The organism is Macrococcus sp. S115 (assembly GCF_030067655.1).
GTDB lineage: Bacteria > Bacillota > Bacilli > Staphylococcales > Staphylococcaceae > Macrococcoides > Macrococcoides psychrotolerans.
Genome location: NZ_JASJES010000004.1, coordinates 1 through 21,177, shown reverse-complemented (window position 1 = coordinate 21,177; position 21,177 = coordinate 1). Strand labels below are relative to the sequence as shown.

Below are 21,177 nucleotides of genomic sequence, written 5' to 3'. Positions count from 1 at the left end.
TCACTGTTCTCTTGCACCTTCAATTAAATTACTGTAGATTGCTTCGTATTGATCTGTAATATGTTCAGATGAAAATCGTGAGTTAATATCTTCTATCATGTTTTTCTGGAATCTTTTATAAAGTATATCATCTGTTAACAGAGCAAGTGCATATTCTCCGGCAGCCTCCGTATCTCCAACATCCACAATATAACCTGTTTCTCCATGTCTGATAACCTCTTTAATACCTCCCGCTGTTGTTCCGATACATACGACACCGGAATGCATCGCCTCTAACAATACGAGACCGAAACTTTCTTTTTCACTCATCAATAAGAATAAATCTGCCATCTGATATAATGGTGCTACTTGTTCCTGCTTTCCAAGAAATAACACCTTGTCACCTATACCCAGCTGCTCAGCACAAAGTCGCATATTTGACAGCTCTGGCCCATCACCAATCAATAATAACTTAGAAGCAGTCTTTTCAGACACTTGCTTAAATGTTTTCAAGATGTCTTGTATGCGTTTAACTTTACGGAAATTCGATACGTGTATAACTACCTTTTCTTCTTCGGTAATACCATAGCAGGCCCTCAATTTAGGATTGGATGTATTATTAAAATCTTCTTCGTTAATAAAGTTGTAGACCGTCTGAATCTCTTTATTGGGTGCAACAATTTCATAGGTCTCTTCTGTTAACGAATTACTGACACTTGTAACAACATCGCTATCTTCTATTCCAAACTTAATTGCTTCCTTAAGCGTTGAATCATAGCCTAATACTGTGATATCCGTTCCGTGTAAAGTCGTTACTATCTTTACATCTTTTCTCGCAATTTGTCGGGCAAGAATACCACAAATTGCATGGGGAACAGCGTAATGCATATGAAGGACATCAAGATCATACAGATTAATAACTTCCGCTATTTTTGTAGCAAGTGTAATATCATAAGGTGGATATTGAAAGACGGAATATTGATTGACATCCACCTGGTGAACAGTAATATTAGGCATCTGAAAATGAATTCTAAATGGTGTATTAGACGTAATAAAATGCACATCATGTCCACGTTTTGCCATTTTTATTCCTAGTTCAGTAGCAATGATACCTGAGCCTCCCATTGTCGGATAACATGTAATTCCAATTTTCATAGTAAAACCTCCAGTTATTTTCTTTCGAATCTATTAAAATCTCTTGTATTAAATTTCTCCATTGTTCTATCGAAATAATGGGTTAGATCAATATCCATTGAATTTGCAAGAGAGATGAGTACAAACAAGTTATCTGCGAGCTCCATTCCTATTTCTTTTTCTTGTTCACTTAACTTCTTTTGTTTTGGTCCATACACATGATTGATTTCACGCGCAAGCTCTCCTACCTCTTCCGTGAGTCGGACCATATTTTCCATCGGTGTAAAGTAGCCTGTCTTAAACTGGCTAATATATTTATCAACTTCCTGCTGCATTTCTTCTAATGTTTTCATTCATTTCCTCCAAGATAACAGAATATTATGTATAATATAATTTGAAAGGAGATTAAATATGAAAATACATCTTAATTTAATCAACATCTTCTTCATATTAATAGGTGCATTTATTTTTAGTTTTGGTATTGTAAATTTCAATATGACAAACGAACTGACTGAAGGTGGATTTACCGGCATTGCGTTAATATTATATCATTTATTTGGTACAAGCCCTGCTCTCATGAACTTAATTTTTAATATTCCACTATTTTTTGTTGGGTATAAGCTTCTTGGAAGGCTGTCTTTTATCTATACGCTTACAGGCACGCTAAGTGTATCGTTATTCTTATGGCTTTGTGAGCGCTATCCAATGCATATCGACCTAAAAGAAGATCTACTACTCGCAAGTTTATTTGGTGGCGTTTTTATAGGCGTGGGTCTTGGTATAATATTCAGATTCGGAGGCACTACTGGAGGCGTGGATATACTGGCACGTTTGATGAAGAAATACTTCGATATCGCTATGGGAAGAACGATGTTTGCATTTGACTGCTTAGTTCTTATTGCAACCTATATTACAATCGGTGATTACATCATAACAATGTATACGTTAGTATGCGTTTTTGTTGGAGCACGCGTAATTGATATCATTCAGGATTCTGGATACTCTGCTCGTGGCGCACTGATCATCTCAGAACGACATAAAGAAATATCAGACGAAATCAATTCATTACTTGACCGCGGAGTGACGATTATCTCTGCTCATGGTCACTACTCCCAAACTGAAAGACCCATCATCTATTGTGTCGTACCAAGAAATGAAATTACACGTTTAAAACAAATCATACACTCAATTGACCCGCATGCATTTGTATCATTACTTGATGTACATGATGTATTAGGTGAAGGGTTTACATTAGATGAATTTAAAAAACCCATTGAAAGATAATGGATGATAAAAGAGAGGTCAGAACAAATTTGTTCTGACCTCTACTAATGATTAATCACTATTTCTTGCCATCATGAAGAATCTTAAGAATTCTGCTACTGCTACTGCTGTTGCTGCTACATATGTCATAGCGGCTGCTGATAGTACACGTTTCGCATGCTTATATTCTTCAGCATTCACAATGCCTAATTTCTCTATTTGATTCATCGCGCGGTTACTTGCATCAAATTCAACAGGCAGTGTAACAATTGAGAATAATACAGCAAAGGACATTAAGATGACACCAGCCCAGATTGCCATAGAACCAATTCCTCCGCCTTGCTGAGAAATGCCAGTTAATACTGCTCCGACCATAATTAACAAGTAACTGAATGTTGTTCCTAAATTTGCTAGAGGCAACAAAGCGCTACGTAACTTCAGCATACTATATCCAGTCGCATGCTGAATCGCATGACCAACTTCATGCGCAGCGATTGCAGTACCAGCAACACTTGGCTGTCTGAAGTTAGAGGGACTAAGTACGACAAGCTTCTTTGATGGATCGTAATGATCTGATAGAAAGCCTTCGCCTTCTACTACTCTCACATCTGTAATACCATTCGCTGCAAGTATTTCCTCTGCTACTTGCTGTCCTGATTTACCACTTGTAGATTTCACCCTGCTGTACTTATTATAAGTTGATTTTACTTTATACTGGAAATACATCGGCACCAGCATAATAATAATAAAATAAAGAATATAGCTCATCAAAACACTCCTTAATAGATTTAATTTAATTCTAATTTATTGGTCAAAATTAATCAAATAATTTATCTCTATTCAAGATAAATAATAAAGCAAAACTAAACACTGATAACCAGAATGAAAAATAACCGATATGCTGGATATAGTCAGAAAGCATACTGTAAACCGGATACTGCATATAAACATAGTCTATGACATCATTATGAAATACCCATATTGATGCAATTCCGATTGATAATAAGCTGACTCTGAACAAAGGAACAAATAATAACGCCTGTATTGCCATAACTGCATGTGAGATTACAAGCATCATTCCCATCGCCGTGACATCATCTAGCGTAATAAAGACGAGGATATTCATAACGACAGCCCAGACACCATATTTTATCAGCGTAACGAACGCAAGGACTTCAATTATCGGAAGATGCTTATTCATTAATATTGCCGTCAGTGCAATCACTAAAAATAATGATGCAGTCGGACTATCTGGAACAAACGGTATAAAATACCATTTCGTCTGCTGAAGTTGACCTAAATACCAGTAGTATCCATACACCGTACCGACAATATTACAAAATATAATCAATGTGAGAAACTTTTTATTTTGTATCCAGTAATAATATTGTGACAAGTGATCACCTCATAAAAAAAGAATCATCTAGAATAAGATGATTCTCTAAAATATTATTTTTTCAATGGCTTTCCGTTCTCGTCAGTTTCTTCTAAACCTTCGATGAACTTTCCAACTTCTTTAATTTGTTCTTCTGTCAGCGTATCTTTAAATGAAGGCATTGCGCCACTACCATTTTTAACAAACGCTTCTACACCAGCTGCAGGTAGATTCGCTTTAACCAAGTTTGGACCAGCGCCACCTGTCAATTCTCCACCGTGACATGAAGTACAGTTAGATTTAATGATCTTTTCGTATGTCGGGTCTTTCTTATCTAAATTTGTGAATACGATTTTACCTTGTGCAGCTTGTTTCTTCCAATCATGGTAATGTGAAGATTCCCAAGTCGTATAGAAGATGATGGCTACCGCTAATAACATAAATCCTGAAGCTAATGGACGCTTATTCCATTTACGCTCTGGTCCACGATCTAACCAAGGTGCTAACATTAATGCACCGAATGCAATCCCTGGCATAACAATCGCACCAAATGTATTAAATGGTCCTGAAGCATACGTATACTTTAAGATTTGGTATAAGAATAAGAAGTACCAGTCAGGTAAAGGTGTATAACCTGTATCTGATGGATCCGCGATACGTTCTAATGGAGATGGGTGCGCTACTGTTAAACATAAATATGCAACTAAGAATACCGCACCTGTCATCCATTCTTTTAATAAGAAATCTGGCCAGAAGCTTTCTGTTTTACCAGGAAATTCTGAATAATCTCGATTTAACTTTGGTTTTTCATAAGATTTAATACGTGAATCACCAACAAATTTCATCCCTTTTCCGCGATGCATCTGTATAACCTCCTTTTAGAATATTCGTGTTTATAGTGGCCCCGAAATACCTTGTTTTCTAATCATAATAAAGTGAGCTGCTAACAACGCGAATAAACATGCAGGTAAGAAGAATACATGAATCGCGAAGAATCGCGTTAATGTCTGTGCTCCAACAATATGTGGGTCACCAGCTAATAAAGTTTTTACCCATGGACCGATAAACGGTACGGATTCAGCGATTTGTAAACCTACTTTTGTCGCAAATAATGCTTTCATATCCCATGGTAATAAATAACCAGTAAACGATAATCCTAACATTACGAAGAAAATTAATACTCCGACTAACCAGTTTAATTCACGTGGTTGTTTATATGATCCCGTGAAGAATACGCGTAGTGTATGTAAGAACATCATTACTACTACTAGACTCGCACCCCAGTGATGCATACCACGTACGATAACACCTGCTGCTACATCATGCTGTAAATAATAAACTGATTTCCAGGCGTTAACAATATCTGGTACATAATACATCGTTAAGAACATACCTGATAAAACTTGTATTACAGTAATAAAGAATGTTAATCCACCAAAACAGTATACGAATGCAGAAAAGTGATAAGCAGGGTTAACATGCTCAGGCACCTCATGATCTGCGATATCGCGCCAAATTGGTGTAATATCGAGTCTGTCATCGACCCAATCATAGATTTTATCGATCATTTTGTCCCCTCCTATTTCACTAATTCATTTTCGTGTTTTTTACCGATTGTTAACATTCCGCCTTTTTCTCCAACTTTATATTGGTCTAAAGGCCCAAGCGGTGGTGTACCAGGAACGTTCTTACCATTCTTCTCATAACGACCATTATGACATGGACAGAAGAATTGGTTCGGATTACCTTTATCACCATTCCAAGATACTGTACAACCTAAGTGTTTACATACAGGAGATAAAGCAATAATTTCATCGCCTTCTTTATATACCCATGCAAATTCTGTTACTTCACTCGTGTACCATGCATCTTTTTGTTCGAATTTAAAGTCAACCTTTGTCGGTTCTTCTTTAATTTCTGAAACTTTAACGCTAGTAGTGATCATATCTCCAGCTGCACCACTTTTAAATACTGGATCTAGTGCAAAACGACCTAAAGGCATAACCATACCAGCAGCCATAAATGATCCAACTCCCATTAAGGAATAGTTTAAAAATTGGCGTCGTGTGACACGTTGGCTCATTTAATTTTCCCCCCTCTAATGCGATTCTTTTTATAAAATATACTAGGACATATCAATTTTAGCCTATAAATATAGCTTGGTCAATAAGATGTCACAATTTAAGTACTAAAATTGTCATTATTTATTCCAAAGTGTAATAATAAATTTCATCAACGATTTGACATTATCCTGAATAAATTCCTGTTTCATTTCATTATCCATAGATTCTAATGGAATGATACTCACTTTATGGACATTATCAGCATCAATTTGTAATGTTTGTGGACATACGACAACGATATTCTTGAATCCATATTCTTTAAGTTGTGTATCTATAAGACCAATCGGATCATAGTCACCTAAAATTTGCACTGGAGGCAATACAAGGAGACGTCCTTTAAACTGTTGTTCAGCACCTAAAGTTACATATTGAATCATTTCATATTGATCTGCTATATCTAAAAGTCGAGAAGTATAGTTGGCTGGTATTGCCGGGATGATTGCAGTATCAATATATTCTATCTGATCGTTCAGCAACATAAGATCATTATGATTAAAAAGCATTCCTATTCTCCTATCATCTGTAATAAATGCGTAAGTTGATTAAATTTATCCTTATCTTTATTCACTAAAGTTTCTTCAATCAAAGGCTCTATGTAACGTTTAACTTCTTTCTTTATAATTTCATTATGCTGGATATAGTGAAGCTTGTTCTTAATTTCTTTGTATTCAAAGTTATTTAATGATATTACTACATAGCTCAGCAGTTCTTTTATCTCAATTTCAACATATTTGTTATCATGAAGTATGACATCCAGATAAATATCATGATTTAATGAAGATAAATAATGAAAAATGACAAAAGCATCGGTAATAATTCCATGAGCAAGTACGAGATGACATTTAAAGTCTGGATAAATAATCAGACGATTAATAAATGCATCAGCTCTCATAATATGAATATAGGAGAGTATATCATCTCGATCTTTTAATAAGTTTAATATCCACACCGTGTTCTTGTTGTCAATATTATGATTGAGTAGCAGATATCTTATATAGTTTCTGCGGTCATCGACAATATTAGTATGCGTCATCAAACTCCGGTTCCAGACCAATAATTATTTCGTAGAGCTGTTCGCTGCGAGATTGATCTGCTATTTCTCGGGTGTAATAATAATAATCTTTCAGGAAAGAGACATTTTCATTCAGACTATTATAAGCTTCTTTATAGAAATGCTTTGCTTCTTTATCTTTTTCCAGCTGTTGATAGCTATATGCTAAATGCCATAAAATCTCTGGATCAATATCATCTTCGTCAATAACAGTGAATAACTGGACCATCTCTTCATACAGTTCTTCTTTGCGATAGTAGTCTGCTAATACTAATCCTGCTTCAGTATACGATGGATCGATTGTTAGAGCCTGGATTAGATAGTCTGCTCCTTCTTCATTATGCATCTTAATCATAATACGTCCAGTATCCACAAGCAGCTCTTTATAAAATTCATTTAATCGTATCCCTTGCTGACCTACCAAGATTGCATCTTCATATTTGCGTTCACTTTCTAACAGCTCAACTAATAACAGATATGCCTGCATAAAATCAGGATCTTTATCCAGTAAAGACTGCAGTGTCGATATTGCTCTATCCATCAGCCCGGATTTTTGATAGCTAATCGCTTTTTTGAAGAAATCATCGCTCGTATAATCTTTCTCGTCTATTTTCTCATAGTAAACTACCGCCTGATCATAATCACCCGTCTGTAATAAACTATCTGCAATCCTTAAATTCAAATTAACATTATTAATTTCATCGATACCACTATTTAATAGTGTTTCGTAGTTTCTTACAGCTGGTAGATACTGCCCGTCAAAGTAATAGAGTTCTGCTAATGCAAAGCTAAGCACTGGATCTTCACTAGATAGTTCATAAGCTTCCTTCACCTTCTCAATTGCGACTTCTGGCATATCCTGCTGTTGAAAGATATCCGCTTCAAGCATCAATCTTTCTATTGTTTTAGGAAGCCCATGTAATATCATTAGTGCTTGATCCATATCATTCGTATCGATTAAACTTTCGATATAAAAGCTTAGTACCTCAGGCTCATCGGGGTATAGTTCAAACAGCCGTTCAAACACAAGTTTACCTTCTTGTACAATACCAAACTGCATGAGGGTTGTACCCAGTTCAAAAAGTGCATCATGATCATCTGTAAATAAAGCCCTTTTAACATTATCGTTCAGGCCTTCTAGATGCTGCAGATGAATCTGATCGATTAATTGATTAATATCCATTACAAATCTCCTTTTAACTGCTTAATATGTCCTATGAAGTTCGGATATGAAATATTTACCGCTTCAAATTGATTGATTTCGATTTCTACCTTTTCAAGTAATGCTGCAACTGCAAGCATCATTCCGATACGATGATCGCCATAAGAATCAAAGATATTACGTGCACGCACATCCTTTACTTTACCGTAAACGATCATACCATCCGTTGTTGGTTCTAACTTATAACCTAATGCGTTCAGTTCAGAAACAACCGTATCAATTCGATTGGTCTCTTTCACCTTCAGTTCCTCTGCATCTCTTATCTCACTCCTGCCCTGTGCATGTGCTAAGAGTAATGCAATCACTGGTATCTCATCAATAAGCTTCGGAATTAATGAACCTTCAATCGTAATTCCTGTCAGATTATGCGTATATGAAACGATGATATCACTTACAGGTTCTGTCTGTTGTGCTTTGTCAATAACTTGAATATTACCGCCCATCATCTTGACAACTTCTAGAATACCACTTCTCGTTACGTTCGTTCCAACATCATGCAGAGTAATCATGCTGCCAGGGATAATCAATGCAGCAACAATAAAGAAGGCAGCCGAAGATATGTCTCCAGGAATATGTATATCATTCATCTTAATGTCATGTATACCATTTGGTTTTAACAGGATTGTTCTATCATTAACCTCAATATCAATATTACTGTTTTTAAACATTAATTCCGTATGATTTCGAGAGATGTCTTGTTCAGTGATGTGCACTTCATCATCTGCATATAGACCGGCTAGTAATATCGCACTTTTTACTTGAGCACTTTTCACAGGCATCATGTAGTCTATTCCCTGTACTTTAGAAATATCTCCATCATTGATCATAATCGGTGTAAACTGATTATTCCTTCCCTTAATATTTACCCCCATCTGTCTTAAGGGTTCGATCACGCGCCCCATCGGACGTTGCGCAATGGATGCATCTCCGTCCAATATCGTCTTAAATGGAAGACCCGCAAGTAAGCCGCATAATAATCGTGTCGTAGTCCCTGAATTTCCAGTATAAAGGATTTCATCAGGCTCACGAAACTGCTCATAGCCTGGTGAATCAACGATAACGTTATCCTCTTCTATTGAAATCTGAACGCCTAGCTTCCTGAAAATATTAATCGTTGAAATACAGTCATCTCCCAGTAATGGCTTTGAAATAACCGTCTTTCCTTTACTTAAACTCGCAAGCATAATTGCACGATGCGTTATCGATTTATCACCAGGAACAGAAACTTCTCCTGTTAATGGGCCATTATATTTTAATTTCACAACAGTTCACCTTCTAGCTTTCTTAACCTCTCAAATGCTTTCCTTAGTCGTTTAACATCTACTTGTTCTACTTTATATCCATTATTTTCACAGTACAATACAAAACTAATATCATTCGCTACATTCTTCTTATCCTGTCTCATAAGCTTGTAATATATATCAAAGTTATCATAGGCTAATTTCTTTAACCCGAGATGGTGCATCCAGCGCATGAGTGATAGGATGTCAGTTTCAGTCACATCACTTAAAAGTAATGCATAGATCATGCCATGCATTACTGCAATGCCATGAGGTAACTTATGATGAAATTCAATCGCATGCCCCAAAGTATGTCCGAAGTTTAAAAACTTTCTAACACCTGATTCAAATTCATCATCATGCACAACTTTCATCTTTGTCTGAATACCAAATGTTATCCACTTATCAATCGCATGCAGCTCACTCAAACAAGTTCCATCTTGAACGTCATGCATTATTTCTAATAAAGTATCACTTTTACCAATACGACCATTAGCATTGAGTAATACGTGTTTAATAATTTCAGCAAAGCCACTTAACTTTTCGCTTTGTGATAACGTATCTAGAAAATCCAGATCATAGATCACCATATCAGGTCGTTTAAATGCACCGATTAAATTCTTACCTGCGCTTGCATTGATCCCAGTTTTACCACCGATCGAGGCGTCATGAGCAAGTATTGTTGTGGGCACCTGAATAAAATGAATGCCACGTAGGACAGTTGCTGCAACAAATCCTGTAAAATCACCTGTCGCACCTCCTCCAATTGCAAAGAGACAACTGTGTCTTGTTACATGCATCGATAATAGCGTTTCTACCACCTTGCTATAATGATGTATTGTTTTCACTTGCTCGCCACTTGGAATCAACAACTTTAAGATAGAATGCTTGCTCAAGAACAAATCAATTTTCTGTTGATGCAGCTGATGAACGGATTCATCAATCAGTGCGATACGTTTATCATAATGTTTAAAGTCAAGATTTAAATTGAATGCTTCGTGTTCTACAACAATATCATAATTATTGTCTATATAGTTTGTCGTTAACTTCATATCTGCTCCTTAATAATCAAGGATTGCCTGTCTATGTCGTGCAATACTCTCTTTCAACTGCTCTAAATCATTGCTCTGGAATTCATTTAATATCTCTTTTGCTAGTTCAAACGCAACCGCATGTTCACAGACAATGGATGCTGCAGGTACAGCACAGCTATCACTGCGTTCGATTGAAGCCTGATATACTTCTTTCGTATCGATATCAACAGATTGAAGCGGTTTATACAACGTCGGTATAGGTTTCATTACAGCGTTCACTATAATCGGCATCCCATTCGTCATGCCACCTTCAAATCCCCCAAGATTGTTAGTCATTCTAGAGTAGCCGCTACCCTCTTTATAGCTGATTGGATCTTGTACTTTAGATCCAGGTAGATGCTTCATATCATATCCTGCACCGAAACCCACAGCTTTAAATGCATTGATACTGATGACAGATTGTGCAATTTTACCATCCAGCTTGCGATCATATTGCACATAACTGCCAAGACCGACTGGCACGCCGTCAGCAATAACCTGTACTTCTCCACCGATGGAGTCCCCATTCGACTTTGCTTCGTCAATTTTATCACGCATCATCTGTGCCACTGTTTCATCAATGCATCGAACATCATTTATGTCATTTTTCTTCTTAATTTCATCCAGAGTATATTCACCATTATCTCGTGCACCACCAATCTCTATGACGCGTGAATAGACACTTATCCCTAAAGATTCAAGCAGCACTTTACACACTGCACCGACAGCAACACGTGCAGCAGTCTCACGAGCACTGGATCGTTCCAGAACATTACGTAAATCTCTATGACGATATTTCATACCACCAACTAAATCCGCATGACCCGGTCGCGGCTTTGTAATCTTACGTTTATCCGGCGTCATTTCTTCACTTTCTTCTACACCCATAATCTTAAGCCAATGTTTATGATCATCGTTAATCACTTCGATTGTGATCGGACTGCCGAGTGTAATGCCATGGCGTACACCTGATGTAATTACGACTGTATCCTTTTCAATCTGCATACGACGGCCACGCCCATAACCACCTTGACGTTTGAACATCTCTTTATTAATCATGTCACTTGATAACTTCATGTTCGATGGAATACCTTCAATAATCACAGTTAGTTTCGGACCATGTGATTCTCCGGCTGTTAGAAATCTCATATTAAAACCTCACAATATATAATAAGTATTATTATAACGCACTTACAATGATATTTATAATCAAAAAGAAAAAGGTCAAGACAAATATGTCTTAACCTAAGTATTTAATCGTTTTCGATTTAGTACACCCAAGCAGATGTCACTAAGTCATAGGATAAAATTTCTTCTTCTTTAAACCATAATGCGATTTCTTTGTCAGCTGATGCGACTGAATCTGAACCATGGATGATGTTCTTACCAACAGTCATACCAAAGTCTCCGCGAATTGTTCCAGGAGCACTTTCGGCAGGGTTTGTTTTACCTACTAATGTACGTCCGATTTCAACAACGTTTTCACCTTCAAGTACCATCGCAAATACAGGTCCTGAAGTAATAAACTCAACTAATTCGCCGAAGAATGGTTTTTCGCTATGCTCACCGTAATGTGTTTTAGCTAAATCCTCTGACACCGTCATTAATTTAGCACCTACAACTTTGATGCCTTTGTTTTCAATACGTTTTACGATTTCTCCGATAAGACCGCGACCTACACCGTCAGGTTTAATCATTAAAAATGTTTTTTCCATGGTTATCCCTACCTCTTTTAATTTAGTAAATCCTTAAACAGTTTAACATTGTAAGCGATTTCTTGCAATTACTAATAAATACGTTTCAACATTTTTTCATGAATTTGTACTAAATAGCTTTTGATGTTACTGTCAGGCAGTTGATCTAGATGAAATTTCGCTTTATCACCGTACTTTCTGCTCAATACTTCCGAAGAGTGTACGCCATGTCGTTTCACCTGTTCAATGATAAAATCAAATACCGCTTCATCTGAAGCTTGCTGTAATTGCATTACACTTTGTTCCAGTCTGTAATCCTCACGCTGATTTAATACATCAATCGCTGCTATAAGCGGGTAGGTGACGTGTCCATTTCGGATGTCACTTCCTACCGGTTTACCAAGTGTCGCTTCATTACTCGTATAATCCAGAATATCATCAATAATCTGGTAGCTCATACCAATGCAGTGACCGAACTGTTTGATATGATAGGTTGTATATGAATCAAGATTCGTACTCACGGCTCCTAGATGACAGCTTGCTTCAATGAGAATTGCAGTTTTACGATTAATGCGTCTTAAATACTCTGTGAATGTAATGGGATAATTAAAGCGATCTGCCATCTGATCAAATTCGCCGAAACAAACTTCTAATATTGTTTCACTGAATATTTGATGATACTGTGAATCCTTAATTTCTGCAATATTTTCTAATGCACGAGCCAATAAGAAATGTCCTGTTCGAATTGCTGTGTCCTTGTTAAAAGCCATATGCACAGAAGTATTACCTCTACGTTTGTCACTATTATCTATATAATCGTCATGAACAAGGCTTGCCATGTGTATAAGTTCCAGTGATACAGCTGTACGAATCAAATGTTCTTTATCACCTTTAGCTAGAAATCCGCTTAACAGTACAAACATCGGTCTCACGCGTTTACCGCCAGAATTTAATATATGCTTAGATGCATCGGTGATCACTGTAGATTCACTTTGAATTAACGTCTGTAACCTCTGTTCAACTTCAAATATATATGGTTGTAAAAATGCTTTATAACTCACAGCAATCATCCATTCTAGTTTTCTTTTGGTTTGTATGCGAGATGCATCGCGCTTACGCCACCTGTAAAGCCTTTGAATTTAATATGTGTAAAGCCCGTTTCAGCCATTAAATGCGCTAACGTGTATTTATCCGGGAATTCAAATGCACTTTGCTGTAACCAGCTGTATTCTTTCATTGATTTCGCGAAAACTTTACCAAAGAAAGGCATAATGTATTTAAAATACAGCTTATATCCTTGTTTAAATACTGGCATCGTTGGATGACTTGTTTCTAAGACTACAATCATTCCTCCAGGTTTTAATACACGATACATTTCTTCTAAGCCTTTCTTATAATCCGGCAGATTACGTAATCCAAAACCAATTGTCGTATAGTCAAATGTATTGTCTTCGAATGGTAAATCCATCGCATTACCATGAATAAGATTAATATTAGCAATATGATCCGTTTTTTTATGTGCGACACTTAACATGTTGTCACTGAAATCCAAGCCTGTAACGTGGCCATGACTACCTACTGCCTGAGACATCTGTATTGTCCAGTCTCCTGTGCCACAACATACGTCCAGTGCTTTTGCGCCCTTTTTAACTTTCATTTGTTTCATCGTATATTTACGCCACGATTTATGCTGATTGAAACTTATTATATCGTTTAATCGATCATATTTCGTTGAAACATTTTGAAAAACATCATGTACTAATTCACTTTTTTCTTGTCCATTTAACTGTTTACTCATAAGCCACCACTTTCTCATCATTCATATAAGGTTGTACAAACATATAATGAATTTCCTGATCTATTTCTGTTAATTTATCTTGTTCAGTTATCGTTAAACGTAATTCTTTCAATTCATTAATACGCGTGACACATCGCGTTAAAACTTTAAAGTCATCTTGTAAAAACGGCTGTGATAAATAGCGATAAAATAACGCACTTAATATGTCAGTAGATAGCACAAGCCTGTCTTTATTATTATCATTGATCACACTTTGCATACGCATACTTGTATCAATAACAACGATTGCACTTTTAACATTGTCATCTACTTTAAGATTGCTCACAATATCAATGATTTCCTGCTCAAAATTGATCATCTGAAAATATGCATATCGTTTTTTTAGCTCTTTAATCTGATTTTCTAGGTTAACTAAATATTTCATTGCCATACCTCAATTTTTGTCCTTCCATTATTATAACGATAATTCATAAAAAATGGTATAAGAACAAATAAAAAAAGCCCATAGTGGGCTTTAGATGCATTTATTTCACTGCATCTTTTAATGCTTTACCAGCTTTGAATGCTGGAACTTTGCTTGCTGGGATTTCAATCTCATCACCAGTTTGCGGATTACGTCCTTTACGTGCAGCACGTTCGCGAACTTCAAAGTTACCGAAACCAATTAATTGTACCTTCTCACCATTAGATAGTGATTTTTGAATTGATTCGAAAACAGCATCAACTGCTAAACCTGCTTCTTTCTTAGTTAAGTTTGCACTATCAGAAACTGCATTGATTAAATCTGTTTTATTCATGTCAATTCACCTCCCCAACATTATGTAAATGATATAAAATATCATTCTGTTATGACTTTAACACAATAAACGTTGTCACTGCAACGGTTATTGTATATTATCAACAATTTTTTAGCGTTGTACGGTTTTGAAAACGGGTTCATTCTTATCATCTACAGTATAAGGTACTGAATAGGCAGGTAATATTGGGTTGTCCTGATAGAGAATATATCGGATATCCTCCCCTTGTTTTACCTGATGTTTCTGTAGTGCACGACCAAGATCAAGAGAGTAATCTATCTTAAATTCGTTCCCCCCGTTGATATAAATAGGTAATGCCTCGCCCGAATAAGGGCTCTTCACTGTCGGGTATTGATCAAGACCGTATTTGTTATAGTTAATTTTATAAAGGTTTGGACCTATCTTCTTTCCTAATGCCAATTCATTCGATTTCGTCTCGAGTCGAATTCTTAAATTTTTTAAAGTATCTGATGTTCTTAGATCTACAATCATCACTTTAGGATTTTTATCTACGTCCATCATCACATACTGATAATAGCCACCCATTTCAAATGATGAGCCTGGTAACTGCGAAAGATATTTTGGTTTTAACTTTCCAAAATCAACTGGATGCTTTAAATAGATTTCATAAGTCTGATCTCTATCTTTCAGTGGTAGCAATCCACCGGTATCCTTCTGATAACTTTCAACAGCATTTTGAACCATGTTCAGCTGATCTTGAGGTGCGACTTGATTTTGTTCAAGCGCTTCTTTAGGATACATGCATCCACTGAGCAGCAAAGAAACCAGTAATAATAATAAAGATTTACGCATAACTAGAACCACCTAACACGACAAACATGAGCAGTGCACTTATAAGCAATGCTGCATATGCAAGAAACGTAACAATCATATTCAATGGTTTATTAGCAATCTTAAACCTTGCGAGATAAATAAGCATCATTGCGAGAAGCATTAGCCCAAGCGAATAAAATGATACCCACATTAAATCCATTCTAGAAATATTAAACATAGTCTACCTCTATTCGTTCGTTTTTTCTCTGTTCATCAAATTCCTAACTCCTTCATTGACATCAAGACCTTCAAACAGCACCTTATATAAGGATTGTGTGATCGGCATCTCAACACCAAATGCTTGTGCCATTTCGTTTGCAGCTTGTGTCGTACGGACTCCTTCAACGACCATACCCATTTGTGCTAGCGCTTCCTCTAGAGAAGCACCTTTACCCAGCATATTGCCACATTTCCAGTTTCGTGAATGTACTGATGTACATGTCACAATCAAATCGCCAATCCCTGCAAGCCCAAGAAATGTTAACGGATCTGCTCCCATCTTCGTTCCAAGGCGTGTGATTTCAGCGAGACCACGTGTCATCAAGGCTGCTTTAGCATTGTCTCCATAGCCAAGGCCATCTGTTATCCCTGCTGCAAGTGCGATAATATTCTTAAGCGCACCTCCAATTTCAACACCAATCAAGTCATCATTCGTATAGATTCTAAAATACGAATTCATAAAAATATCTTGTGCAATCTGCTTAATCTGTTTGTTGTCACTTGCTACAGCCACCGTTGTCGGATGCTGAAGTGCAAGTTCTTCAGCATGACTCGGCCCACTCAGAACACCGACACCTTCAAACTTCTCAGGATCCATCTCTTCGGTTATCATTTCAGAGATTCTTTTAAATGTTATAGGCTCTATCCCTTTAGAAACATGAATAAAAATTTTCTTTTCATCCGCAACCTCATTAATCTGCTGCATGACTGAACGAATCGCTTTCGTAGGAACAGCTATTATGATTACCTTTGCATGCAGTACTGCTTGCTGAATATTTGAAGTCGCTTGCAATGCATCGTGCAGCTGAATCTCTTTAAGATACTTTTCATTCGTATGATGCGTGTTGATTTCATCAACGGTAGCTTGGGTCTTCCCCCACATTAAAACGTCGTGCTGATTCTCTGAAAGTACATTCGCTAGTGCAGTACCCCATGAACCTGTACCGATTACTGAAACTTGTAGCATACAATCACTCCTAATTTCTCTTTCTTGCAATTAAATGTAGTGGTGTTCCTTCGAATCCAAAGGCTGCACGAATTCTATTTTCTAAAAATCTTTGGTAAGAGAAATGCATCATCTCAACATCGTTGACGAAGAATACAAAAGTTGGTGGCTCAATCGCAACTTGTGTCGTATAGAAGATGTTTAATCGACTGCCCTTATGTGTTGGTGTTGGATTCATTGCAACAGCATCAGTGATCACTTCATTAAGCGTACTGCTTTGAACTCGTTTACGATGGTTTTCCCCTGCCATATTAATCAGTGGGAATAATGTATTCAGACGTTTGCGTTCCTTTGCAGAAACAAAGGCAATCGGTGCATAATCTAAGAACTGGAAGTTTTCACGCACTTTATCTTCAAACTTCTTCATCGTTTTTGAGTCTTTCTCAACAGTGTCCCATTTGTTTACAACGATAACAATAGCTTTACCTGCTTCATGGGCATATCCAGCAATCTTCTTATCCTGTTCAATAATACCTTCTTCAGCATCGATAACAACCAGCACAACGTTAGAACGTTCGATTGCTTTCAAGGCACGTAATACAGAATAACGTTCCGTTGCCTCATATACCTTACCTTTTTTACGCATTCCAGCTGTATCGATCATCACGTATTCCTGATCCTCAAAAGTGTATACCGTATCTATTGCATCTCGTGTTGTACCTGCGACTGGTGATACGATAACACGCTCCTCACCAAGGATTGCATTGATTAAACTCGATTTCCCCACATTTGGTCTTCCTATAAGAGAGAATTTGATAACATCATCATCATAATCTTCTTCCTGCTGCTCAGGGAAGTGCTTTGCCGCTTCATCCAGCAAGTCTCCAATACCTAAACCATGTGATCCAGAGATCGGAATAGGCTCTCCAAATCCTAATGAGTAGAATTCGTATATATCTGCACGCATTTCAGGATTATCAATCTTATTGACACCTAATACAACAGGCTTGCTTGATTTAAATAATAGTTTTGCCACGAAATCATCTTCATTCGTAATCCCGTCACGTCCATTTACCATAAAGATGATAACATCCGCTTCCTCAATCGCAATTTCTGCCTGAGCACGAATCTGCTCCTGGAAAGGCTCATCACCTAGCTCAATCCCACCTGTATCTATAATATTGAATTCATGTGTCAACCATTCTCCGCTCGAATAAATTCTATCTCTTGTAACTCCGGGTGTGTCTTCTACAATCGAAACACGTTCCCCGACGATTCTATTAAAAATTGTAGATTTCCCTACATTTGCACGACCTACAATCGCTATCGTTGGTTTTGTCATTTTATCTATCCTCTCAAATAATATCCCTATTATTTTAACATAGTTTATCATTTATTAATATTTAAAAAAAAAGAGACAAGGCAAGCGCCATTGTCTCCTTAGAACTCTATTAAAGATTTAAGTTTTTAAGTTTGTCTCCAAACATATCTCCAAGTGTTGGAGCATCTTGATTCTCTTGATTTGAAGCATTGCTCAAGTATGTAGTATCAAAATCTTCTACTTGTTCTTGAGTCGCTTTAATTGAAAGACCAATACGTTTCTCTTCTTTGTTGATATCCAGAATCTTCACTTTAACCTTTTGACCTGGTTCAAGGACTTCTGATGGATTACCGATATGTTCGTGACTAATTTGAGAAATATGCACAAGGCCTTGTAATCCTTTATCAATTTCAACGAAAGCTCCAAAGTTTGCTAGACGAACAACTTCTCCATCAACGATGTCTCCGATACTAAACTTCTCTTCAATCGTTTCAAACGGCCCAGGTAAAGCAGCTTTAATTGATAAAGAAACGCGTTCTGCTTCTTTGTCGACGCTTAATACTTTAACCTTAACTTTGTCGCCGATAGACAGAGCATCTTCAACCTTATCGATATGATCATGCGTAACTTGAGAGATATGTACAAGACCATCTACTTCACCGATATCTACGAACGCTCCAAAGTTTGTAATACGTAAAACTTCGCCTTCGATTACAGAACCAACTTCAATTTCATCAAGACGTTGTTCCTTTTTCACTTTGTTCTCTTCAGCTTCGATGGCTTTGTGATTTAAGATTACACGGTTCTTCTCCTGATCTAGTTCTTCAATCTTTAAAGTTAATACTTGACCAACGTAGTTTGAGAAGTCTTCAATATAATTCGTAGAAATTAAAGATGCCGGAATAAATCCTCTTAGGCCTACATCAACAACAAGACCACCTTTAACTGCTTCTTTAACTTCTGCTTCTAGCGTTTCATCATTTTCGAACTTTTCTTTTAATGATTCAAATGATTCAGATTCATCTAGTTGACGTTTAGATAAGATGTAATGACCATCTTCCTCTTTATCTTCAATCTTAGTAACAAACGCTTCAATCTCATCGCCAATTTGAACGACTTCTTCAGCATTGTCAATATGTAGACTTGAAAGTTGACTGATTGGGATGATACCATCATATTTTGCACCATCTAAGTTAAGAACGACATGTTTCTCTTCAATCGCTTGTACCGTTCCTTTAACCTTGTCTCCTTCTTGAATTTCTTTAATCATTGCTTCGTTAAATTCTTCTGTCATTGTGGATTCCTCCTTGAAATTACAACTAGTGTTATTATAAACTTCTTACAAATCGAGCTGAAAGTCAAGGAATACGCTTTTTACATTGCGCTTTTTGCTAATTCAATAATCTGGGCTGTCACTTCTTCTATTGACTTTCCCGTTGTATCAATTTCAATAGCATCCTCTGCTTTTGTGAGCGGCGAGATTTCACGCGTCATATCCAGGTGGTCACGACGTTCAATATCTCTTTTCAATTCTTCGAATGTTGAGGCAATCCCTCTATTTCTGTTATCAATCAAACGACGTTCTGCACGTTCTTCTACAGAGGCTACCATATACACCTTTAATTCAGCTTCAGGAATAACTTTCGTTCCAATATCTCGACCATCCATAACAACACCTTTATGCGCTGTCATATTCTGCTGAAGATTCACAAGTTTCGTTCTAACACTTTCAATACTAGCAACCCTAGACACATTTGATGTAACATCGTGCTCTCTAATTCTATCGCTGACATCACTTCCATTGAGATAAATGCGCTGACCAGATCTATTGATCAGCTTCAAATCTATATGCTCAACCAACTTATCGATTTCTATTTCAGGCTGCTCTAAATGTGCGAGTGTAATCGCACGATACATCGCCCCAGTATCCACATAAATCATGCTTAATGCTTCAGCGACACGCTTAGCAATTGTACTTTTTCCTGCTGCTGCAGGTCCGTCTATTGCGATATTTATCTTATTCATTTATATACCTACCTTGTTGTTTAATCTTAATTATTCTATCATAGAGCTATATCAATGTATATTGGAGGACTAAAATGAAAAATATTCTCGTAATGCATACAGGTGGAACAATCAGTATGTCTGAAAATGCGCAGGGTGTCGTCACAACGAATGACACAAATCCTATGTCAAATATCGAAATCATTCAGTCGATTGCAAACATTACTGAAAAACACCCATTTCAAATCCCCTCTCCTCATATGACCCTTAAACATATGAATATATTAAGAAAATCAATTATCAATGAAATATACGAAGAAAACTATGATGGTATCGTCATCACACATGGCACTGACACACTCGAAGAAACAGCATATTTTCTGGATTTGACCCTCAACGTTTCAATTCCAGTAATCTTAACCGGCGCGATGCGTTCATCCAACGAAATCGGGGCAGATGGTCTGTATAACTACATCTCCGCAATACGTACAGCTTGCCATGGTGATGCCAAAAACAAAGGCGTGCTTGTTGTGTTTAATGATGAAATTCATACAGCTATGAACGTAACAAAGACCCATACATCAAATACAAGTACTTTTCAAAGTCCAAATTACGGACCACTCGGTATTATCACGAAAAACAATATTTATTTCCATCATCATCCATTAACACATCCCCCGCTGGTTAAAGTCAATGAAGCGATTAAAGTTGGACTCGTAAAAGCCCATAGCGACCTAGACTCAGACTTAATTAAATTCTTTGCTGATCAGGAATATGACGGGCTTGTTATAGAAGCGCTTGGACAAGGAAACTTATCGCCTTCTTCATTAGACGGCATCCAGCATCTAATCGATAAAAATATCCCGATTGTCATCGTATCCCGATGTTTCAATGGAATTGCAAGTGGTAACTATCAGTACGAAGGTGGCGGGTATGAGCTACAGAAGATGGGTCTCATATTCTCCAATGGACTTAACGGTCAGAAAGCGCGTTTAAAACTTATCGTCGCAATAAGTAATGGCTTAAATGATGCTCTTCTTGACGATTACTTCAAACGTTAAAAA

At 37.0% G+C, this 21,177-nt stretch carries 26 protein-coding genes; 2 read left to right on the top strand and 24 right to left on the bottom strand.

The window, feature by feature from the left end; all coding sequences use genetic code 11:
* Complete coding sequence (gene bshA, locus QNJ52_RS06230; protein WP_283722123.1) at nt 1-1,134, bottom strand: N-acetyl-alpha-D-glucosaminyl L-malate synthase BshA; 1,134 nt, start codon at nt 1,132-1,134, stop codon at nt 1-3.
* 14 nt (nt 1,135-1,148) lie between these two features.
* Nucleotides 1,149-1,466 (bottom strand): nucleotide pyrophosphohydrolase, encoded by a 318-nt coding sequence (locus QNJ52_RS06225; RefSeq protein WP_133433108.1) that lies wholly within the window; start codon nt 1,464-1,466, stop codon nt 1,149-1,151.
* Nucleotides 1,467-1,524: 58 nt separating this feature from the next.
* On the opposite strand from QNJ52_RS06225, the gene QNJ52_RS06220 reads away from it, so the two are divergent.
* Nucleotides 1,525-2,397 carry a YitT family protein gene (locus QNJ52_RS06220; protein WP_219491759.1) on the top strand — a complete coding sequence of 291 codons (873 nt, stop codon included), beginning with the start codon at nt 1,525-1,527 and terminating at the stop codon, nt 2,395-2,397.
* A gap of 51 nt (nt 2,398-2,448) precedes the next feature.
* Here the strand turns inward: QNJ52_RS06220 and QNJ52_RS06215 are convergent, their stop codons facing one another.
* From QNJ52_RS06215 to cmk, 22 genes are all read right to left on the bottom strand, one after another.
* Entirely contained in the window at nt 2,449-3,144 is a 696-nt protein-coding gene (locus tag QNJ52_RS06215) for a zinc metallopeptidase (protein WP_219491764.1), read from the bottom strand.
* A 49-nt stretch (nt 3,145-3,193) separates the two neighbouring features.
* Complete coding sequence (locus QNJ52_RS06210) at nt 3,194-3,772, bottom strand: DUF1405 domain-containing protein (RefSeq protein ID WP_219491766.1); 579 nt, start codon at nt 3,770-3,772, stop codon at nt 3,194-3,196.
* 53 nt (nt 3,773-3,825) lie between these two features.
* Nucleotides 3,826-4,614, bottom strand: a complete 789-nt coding sequence (locus QNJ52_RS06205; protein WP_219491769.1) for a menaquinol-cytochrome c reductase cytochrome b/c subunit — start codon at nt 4,612-4,614, stop codon at nt 3,826-3,828.
* A 30-nt stretch (nt 4,615-4,644) separates the two neighbouring features.
* Nucleotides 4,645-5,319, bottom strand: coding sequence for a menaquinol-cytochrome c reductase cytochrome b subunit (gene qcrB / locus QNJ52_RS06200; protein ID WP_012657017.1), 675 nt, complete (start codon nt 5,317-5,319; stop codon nt 4,645-4,647).
* Nucleotides 5,320-5,330: 11 nt separating this feature from the next.
* On the bottom strand, nt 5,331-5,834 hold the full coding sequence (locus QNJ52_RS06195) for a QcrA and Rieske domain-containing protein (protein WP_012657018.1): 504 nt from the start codon (nt 5,832-5,834) through the stop codon (nt 5,331-5,333).
* A 117-nt stretch (nt 5,835-5,951) separates the two neighbouring features.
* The gene (locus tag QNJ52_RS06190) at nt 5,952-6,377 is read right to left on the bottom strand and encodes a DUF2487 family protein (protein WP_219491771.1); all 426 of its coding nucleotides are present in this window, start codon (nt 6,375-6,377) and stop codon (nt 5,952-5,954) included.
* Nucleotides 6,378-6,379: 2 nt separating this feature from the next.
* On the bottom strand, nt 6,380-6,907 hold the full coding sequence (locus tag QNJ52_RS06185; RefSeq protein WP_219491774.1) for a YpiB family protein: 528 nt from the start codon (nt 6,905-6,907) through the stop codon (nt 6,380-6,382).
* Nucleotides 6,894-8,108, bottom strand: a complete 1,215-nt coding sequence (locus tag QNJ52_RS06180) for a tetratricopeptide repeat protein (RefSeq protein ID WP_283722122.1) — start codon at nt 8,106-8,108, stop codon at nt 6,894-6,896. Before QNJ52_RS06180 ends, QNJ52_RS06185 begins: the two co-directional genes overlap by 14 nt.
* The gene (gene aroA / locus QNJ52_RS06175) at nt 8,108-9,409 is read right to left on the bottom strand and encodes a 3-phosphoshikimate 1-carboxyvinyltransferase (protein WP_283722121.1); all 1,302 of its coding nucleotides are present in this window, start codon (nt 9,407-9,409) and stop codon (nt 8,108-8,110) included. The genes QNJ52_RS06180 and aroA overlap by 1 nt, the downstream gene beginning before the upstream one ends.
* Complete coding sequence (locus QNJ52_RS06170) at nt 9,406-10,479, bottom strand: 3-dehydroquinate synthase (RefSeq protein ID WP_219491783.1); 1,074 nt, start codon at nt 10,477-10,479, stop codon at nt 9,406-9,408. Before QNJ52_RS06170 ends, aroA begins: the two co-directional genes overlap by 4 nt.
* A 9-nt stretch (nt 10,480-10,488) precedes the next feature.
* Entirely contained in the window at nt 10,489-11,649 is a 1,161-nt protein-coding gene (gene aroC, locus QNJ52_RS06165; RefSeq protein WP_283722119.1) for a chorismate synthase, read from the bottom strand.
* 119 nt (nt 11,650-11,768) lie between these two features.
* Entirely contained in the window at nt 11,769-12,215 is a 447-nt protein-coding gene (gene ndk, locus QNJ52_RS06160) for a nucleoside-diphosphate kinase (RefSeq protein ID WP_219491789.1), read from the bottom strand.
* A gap of 71 nt (nt 12,216-12,286) precedes the next feature.
* Nucleotides 12,287-13,264 carry a hexaprenyl-diphosphate synthase large subunit gene (gene hexs-b, locus QNJ52_RS06155; RefSeq protein ID WP_219491791.1) on the bottom strand — a complete coding sequence of 326 codons (978 nt, stop codon included), beginning with the start codon at nt 13,262-13,264 and terminating at the stop codon, nt 12,287-12,289.
* A 5-nt stretch (nt 13,265-13,269) separates the two neighbouring features.
* Nucleotides 13,270-13,992, bottom strand: coding sequence for a demethylmenaquinone methyltransferase (locus tag QNJ52_RS06150; protein ID WP_283722118.1), 723 nt, complete (start codon nt 13,990-13,992; stop codon nt 13,270-13,272).
* Complete coding sequence (gene hexs-a, locus QNJ52_RS06145; protein ID WP_219491796.1) at nt 13,985-14,416, bottom strand: hexaprenyl-diphosphate synthase small subunit; 432 nt, start codon at nt 14,414-14,416, stop codon at nt 13,985-13,987. The genes QNJ52_RS06150 and hexs-a overlap by 8 nt, the downstream gene beginning before the upstream one ends.
* 100 nt (nt 14,417-14,516) lie before the next feature.
* Nucleotides 14,517-14,789, bottom strand: a complete 273-nt coding sequence (locus QNJ52_RS06140) for an HU family DNA-binding protein (RefSeq protein ID WP_041636009.1) — start codon at nt 14,787-14,789, stop codon at nt 14,517-14,519.
* Nucleotides 14,790-14,900: 111 nt separating this feature from the next.
* Nucleotides 14,901-15,602, bottom strand: a complete 702-nt coding sequence (locus tag QNJ52_RS06135; RefSeq protein ID WP_241427434.1) for a hypothetical protein — start codon at nt 15,600-15,602, stop codon at nt 14,901-14,903.
* On the bottom strand, nt 15,595-15,801 hold the full coding sequence (locus tag QNJ52_RS06130) for a DUF2768 family protein (protein ID WP_219491800.1): 207 nt from the start codon (nt 15,799-15,801) through the stop codon (nt 15,595-15,597). The genes QNJ52_RS06135 and QNJ52_RS06130 overlap by 8 nt, the downstream gene beginning before the upstream one ends.
* Before the next feature lie 9 nt (nt 15,802-15,810).
* Nucleotides 15,811-16,809, bottom strand: a complete 999-nt coding sequence (locus QNJ52_RS06125) for an NAD(P)H-dependent glycerol-3-phosphate dehydrogenase (RefSeq protein ID WP_219491803.1) — start codon at nt 16,807-16,809, stop codon at nt 15,811-15,813.
* Between the two features lie 10 nt (nt 16,810-16,819).
* The gene (der, locus tag QNJ52_RS06120) at nt 16,820-18,130 is read right to left on the bottom strand and encodes a ribosome biogenesis GTPase Der (protein ID WP_219491805.1); all 1,311 of its coding nucleotides are present in this window, start codon (nt 18,128-18,130) and stop codon (nt 16,820-16,822) included.
* A 109-nt stretch (nt 18,131-18,239) separates the two neighbouring features.
* Nucleotides 18,240-19,403, bottom strand: coding sequence for a 30S ribosomal protein S1 (gene rpsA / locus QNJ52_RS06115; protein WP_219491808.1), 1,164 nt, complete (start codon nt 19,401-19,403; stop codon nt 18,240-18,242).
* Between the two features lie 80 nt (nt 19,404-19,483).
* The gene (gene cmk / locus QNJ52_RS06110; protein ID WP_219491811.1) at nt 19,484-20,134 is read right to left on the bottom strand and encodes a (d)CMP kinase; all 651 of its coding nucleotides are present in this window, start codon (nt 20,132-20,134) and stop codon (nt 19,484-19,486) included.
* 74 nt (nt 20,135-20,208) lie between these two features.
* Here cmk and QNJ52_RS06105 point away from each other — a divergent pair, with 74 nt between their 5' ends.
* Nucleotides 20,209-21,174, top strand: a complete 966-nt coding sequence (locus tag QNJ52_RS06105; RefSeq protein ID WP_219491814.1) for an asparaginase — start codon at nt 20,209-20,211, stop codon at nt 21,172-21,174.
* Nucleotides 21,175-21,177: the final 3 nt, after the last annotated feature.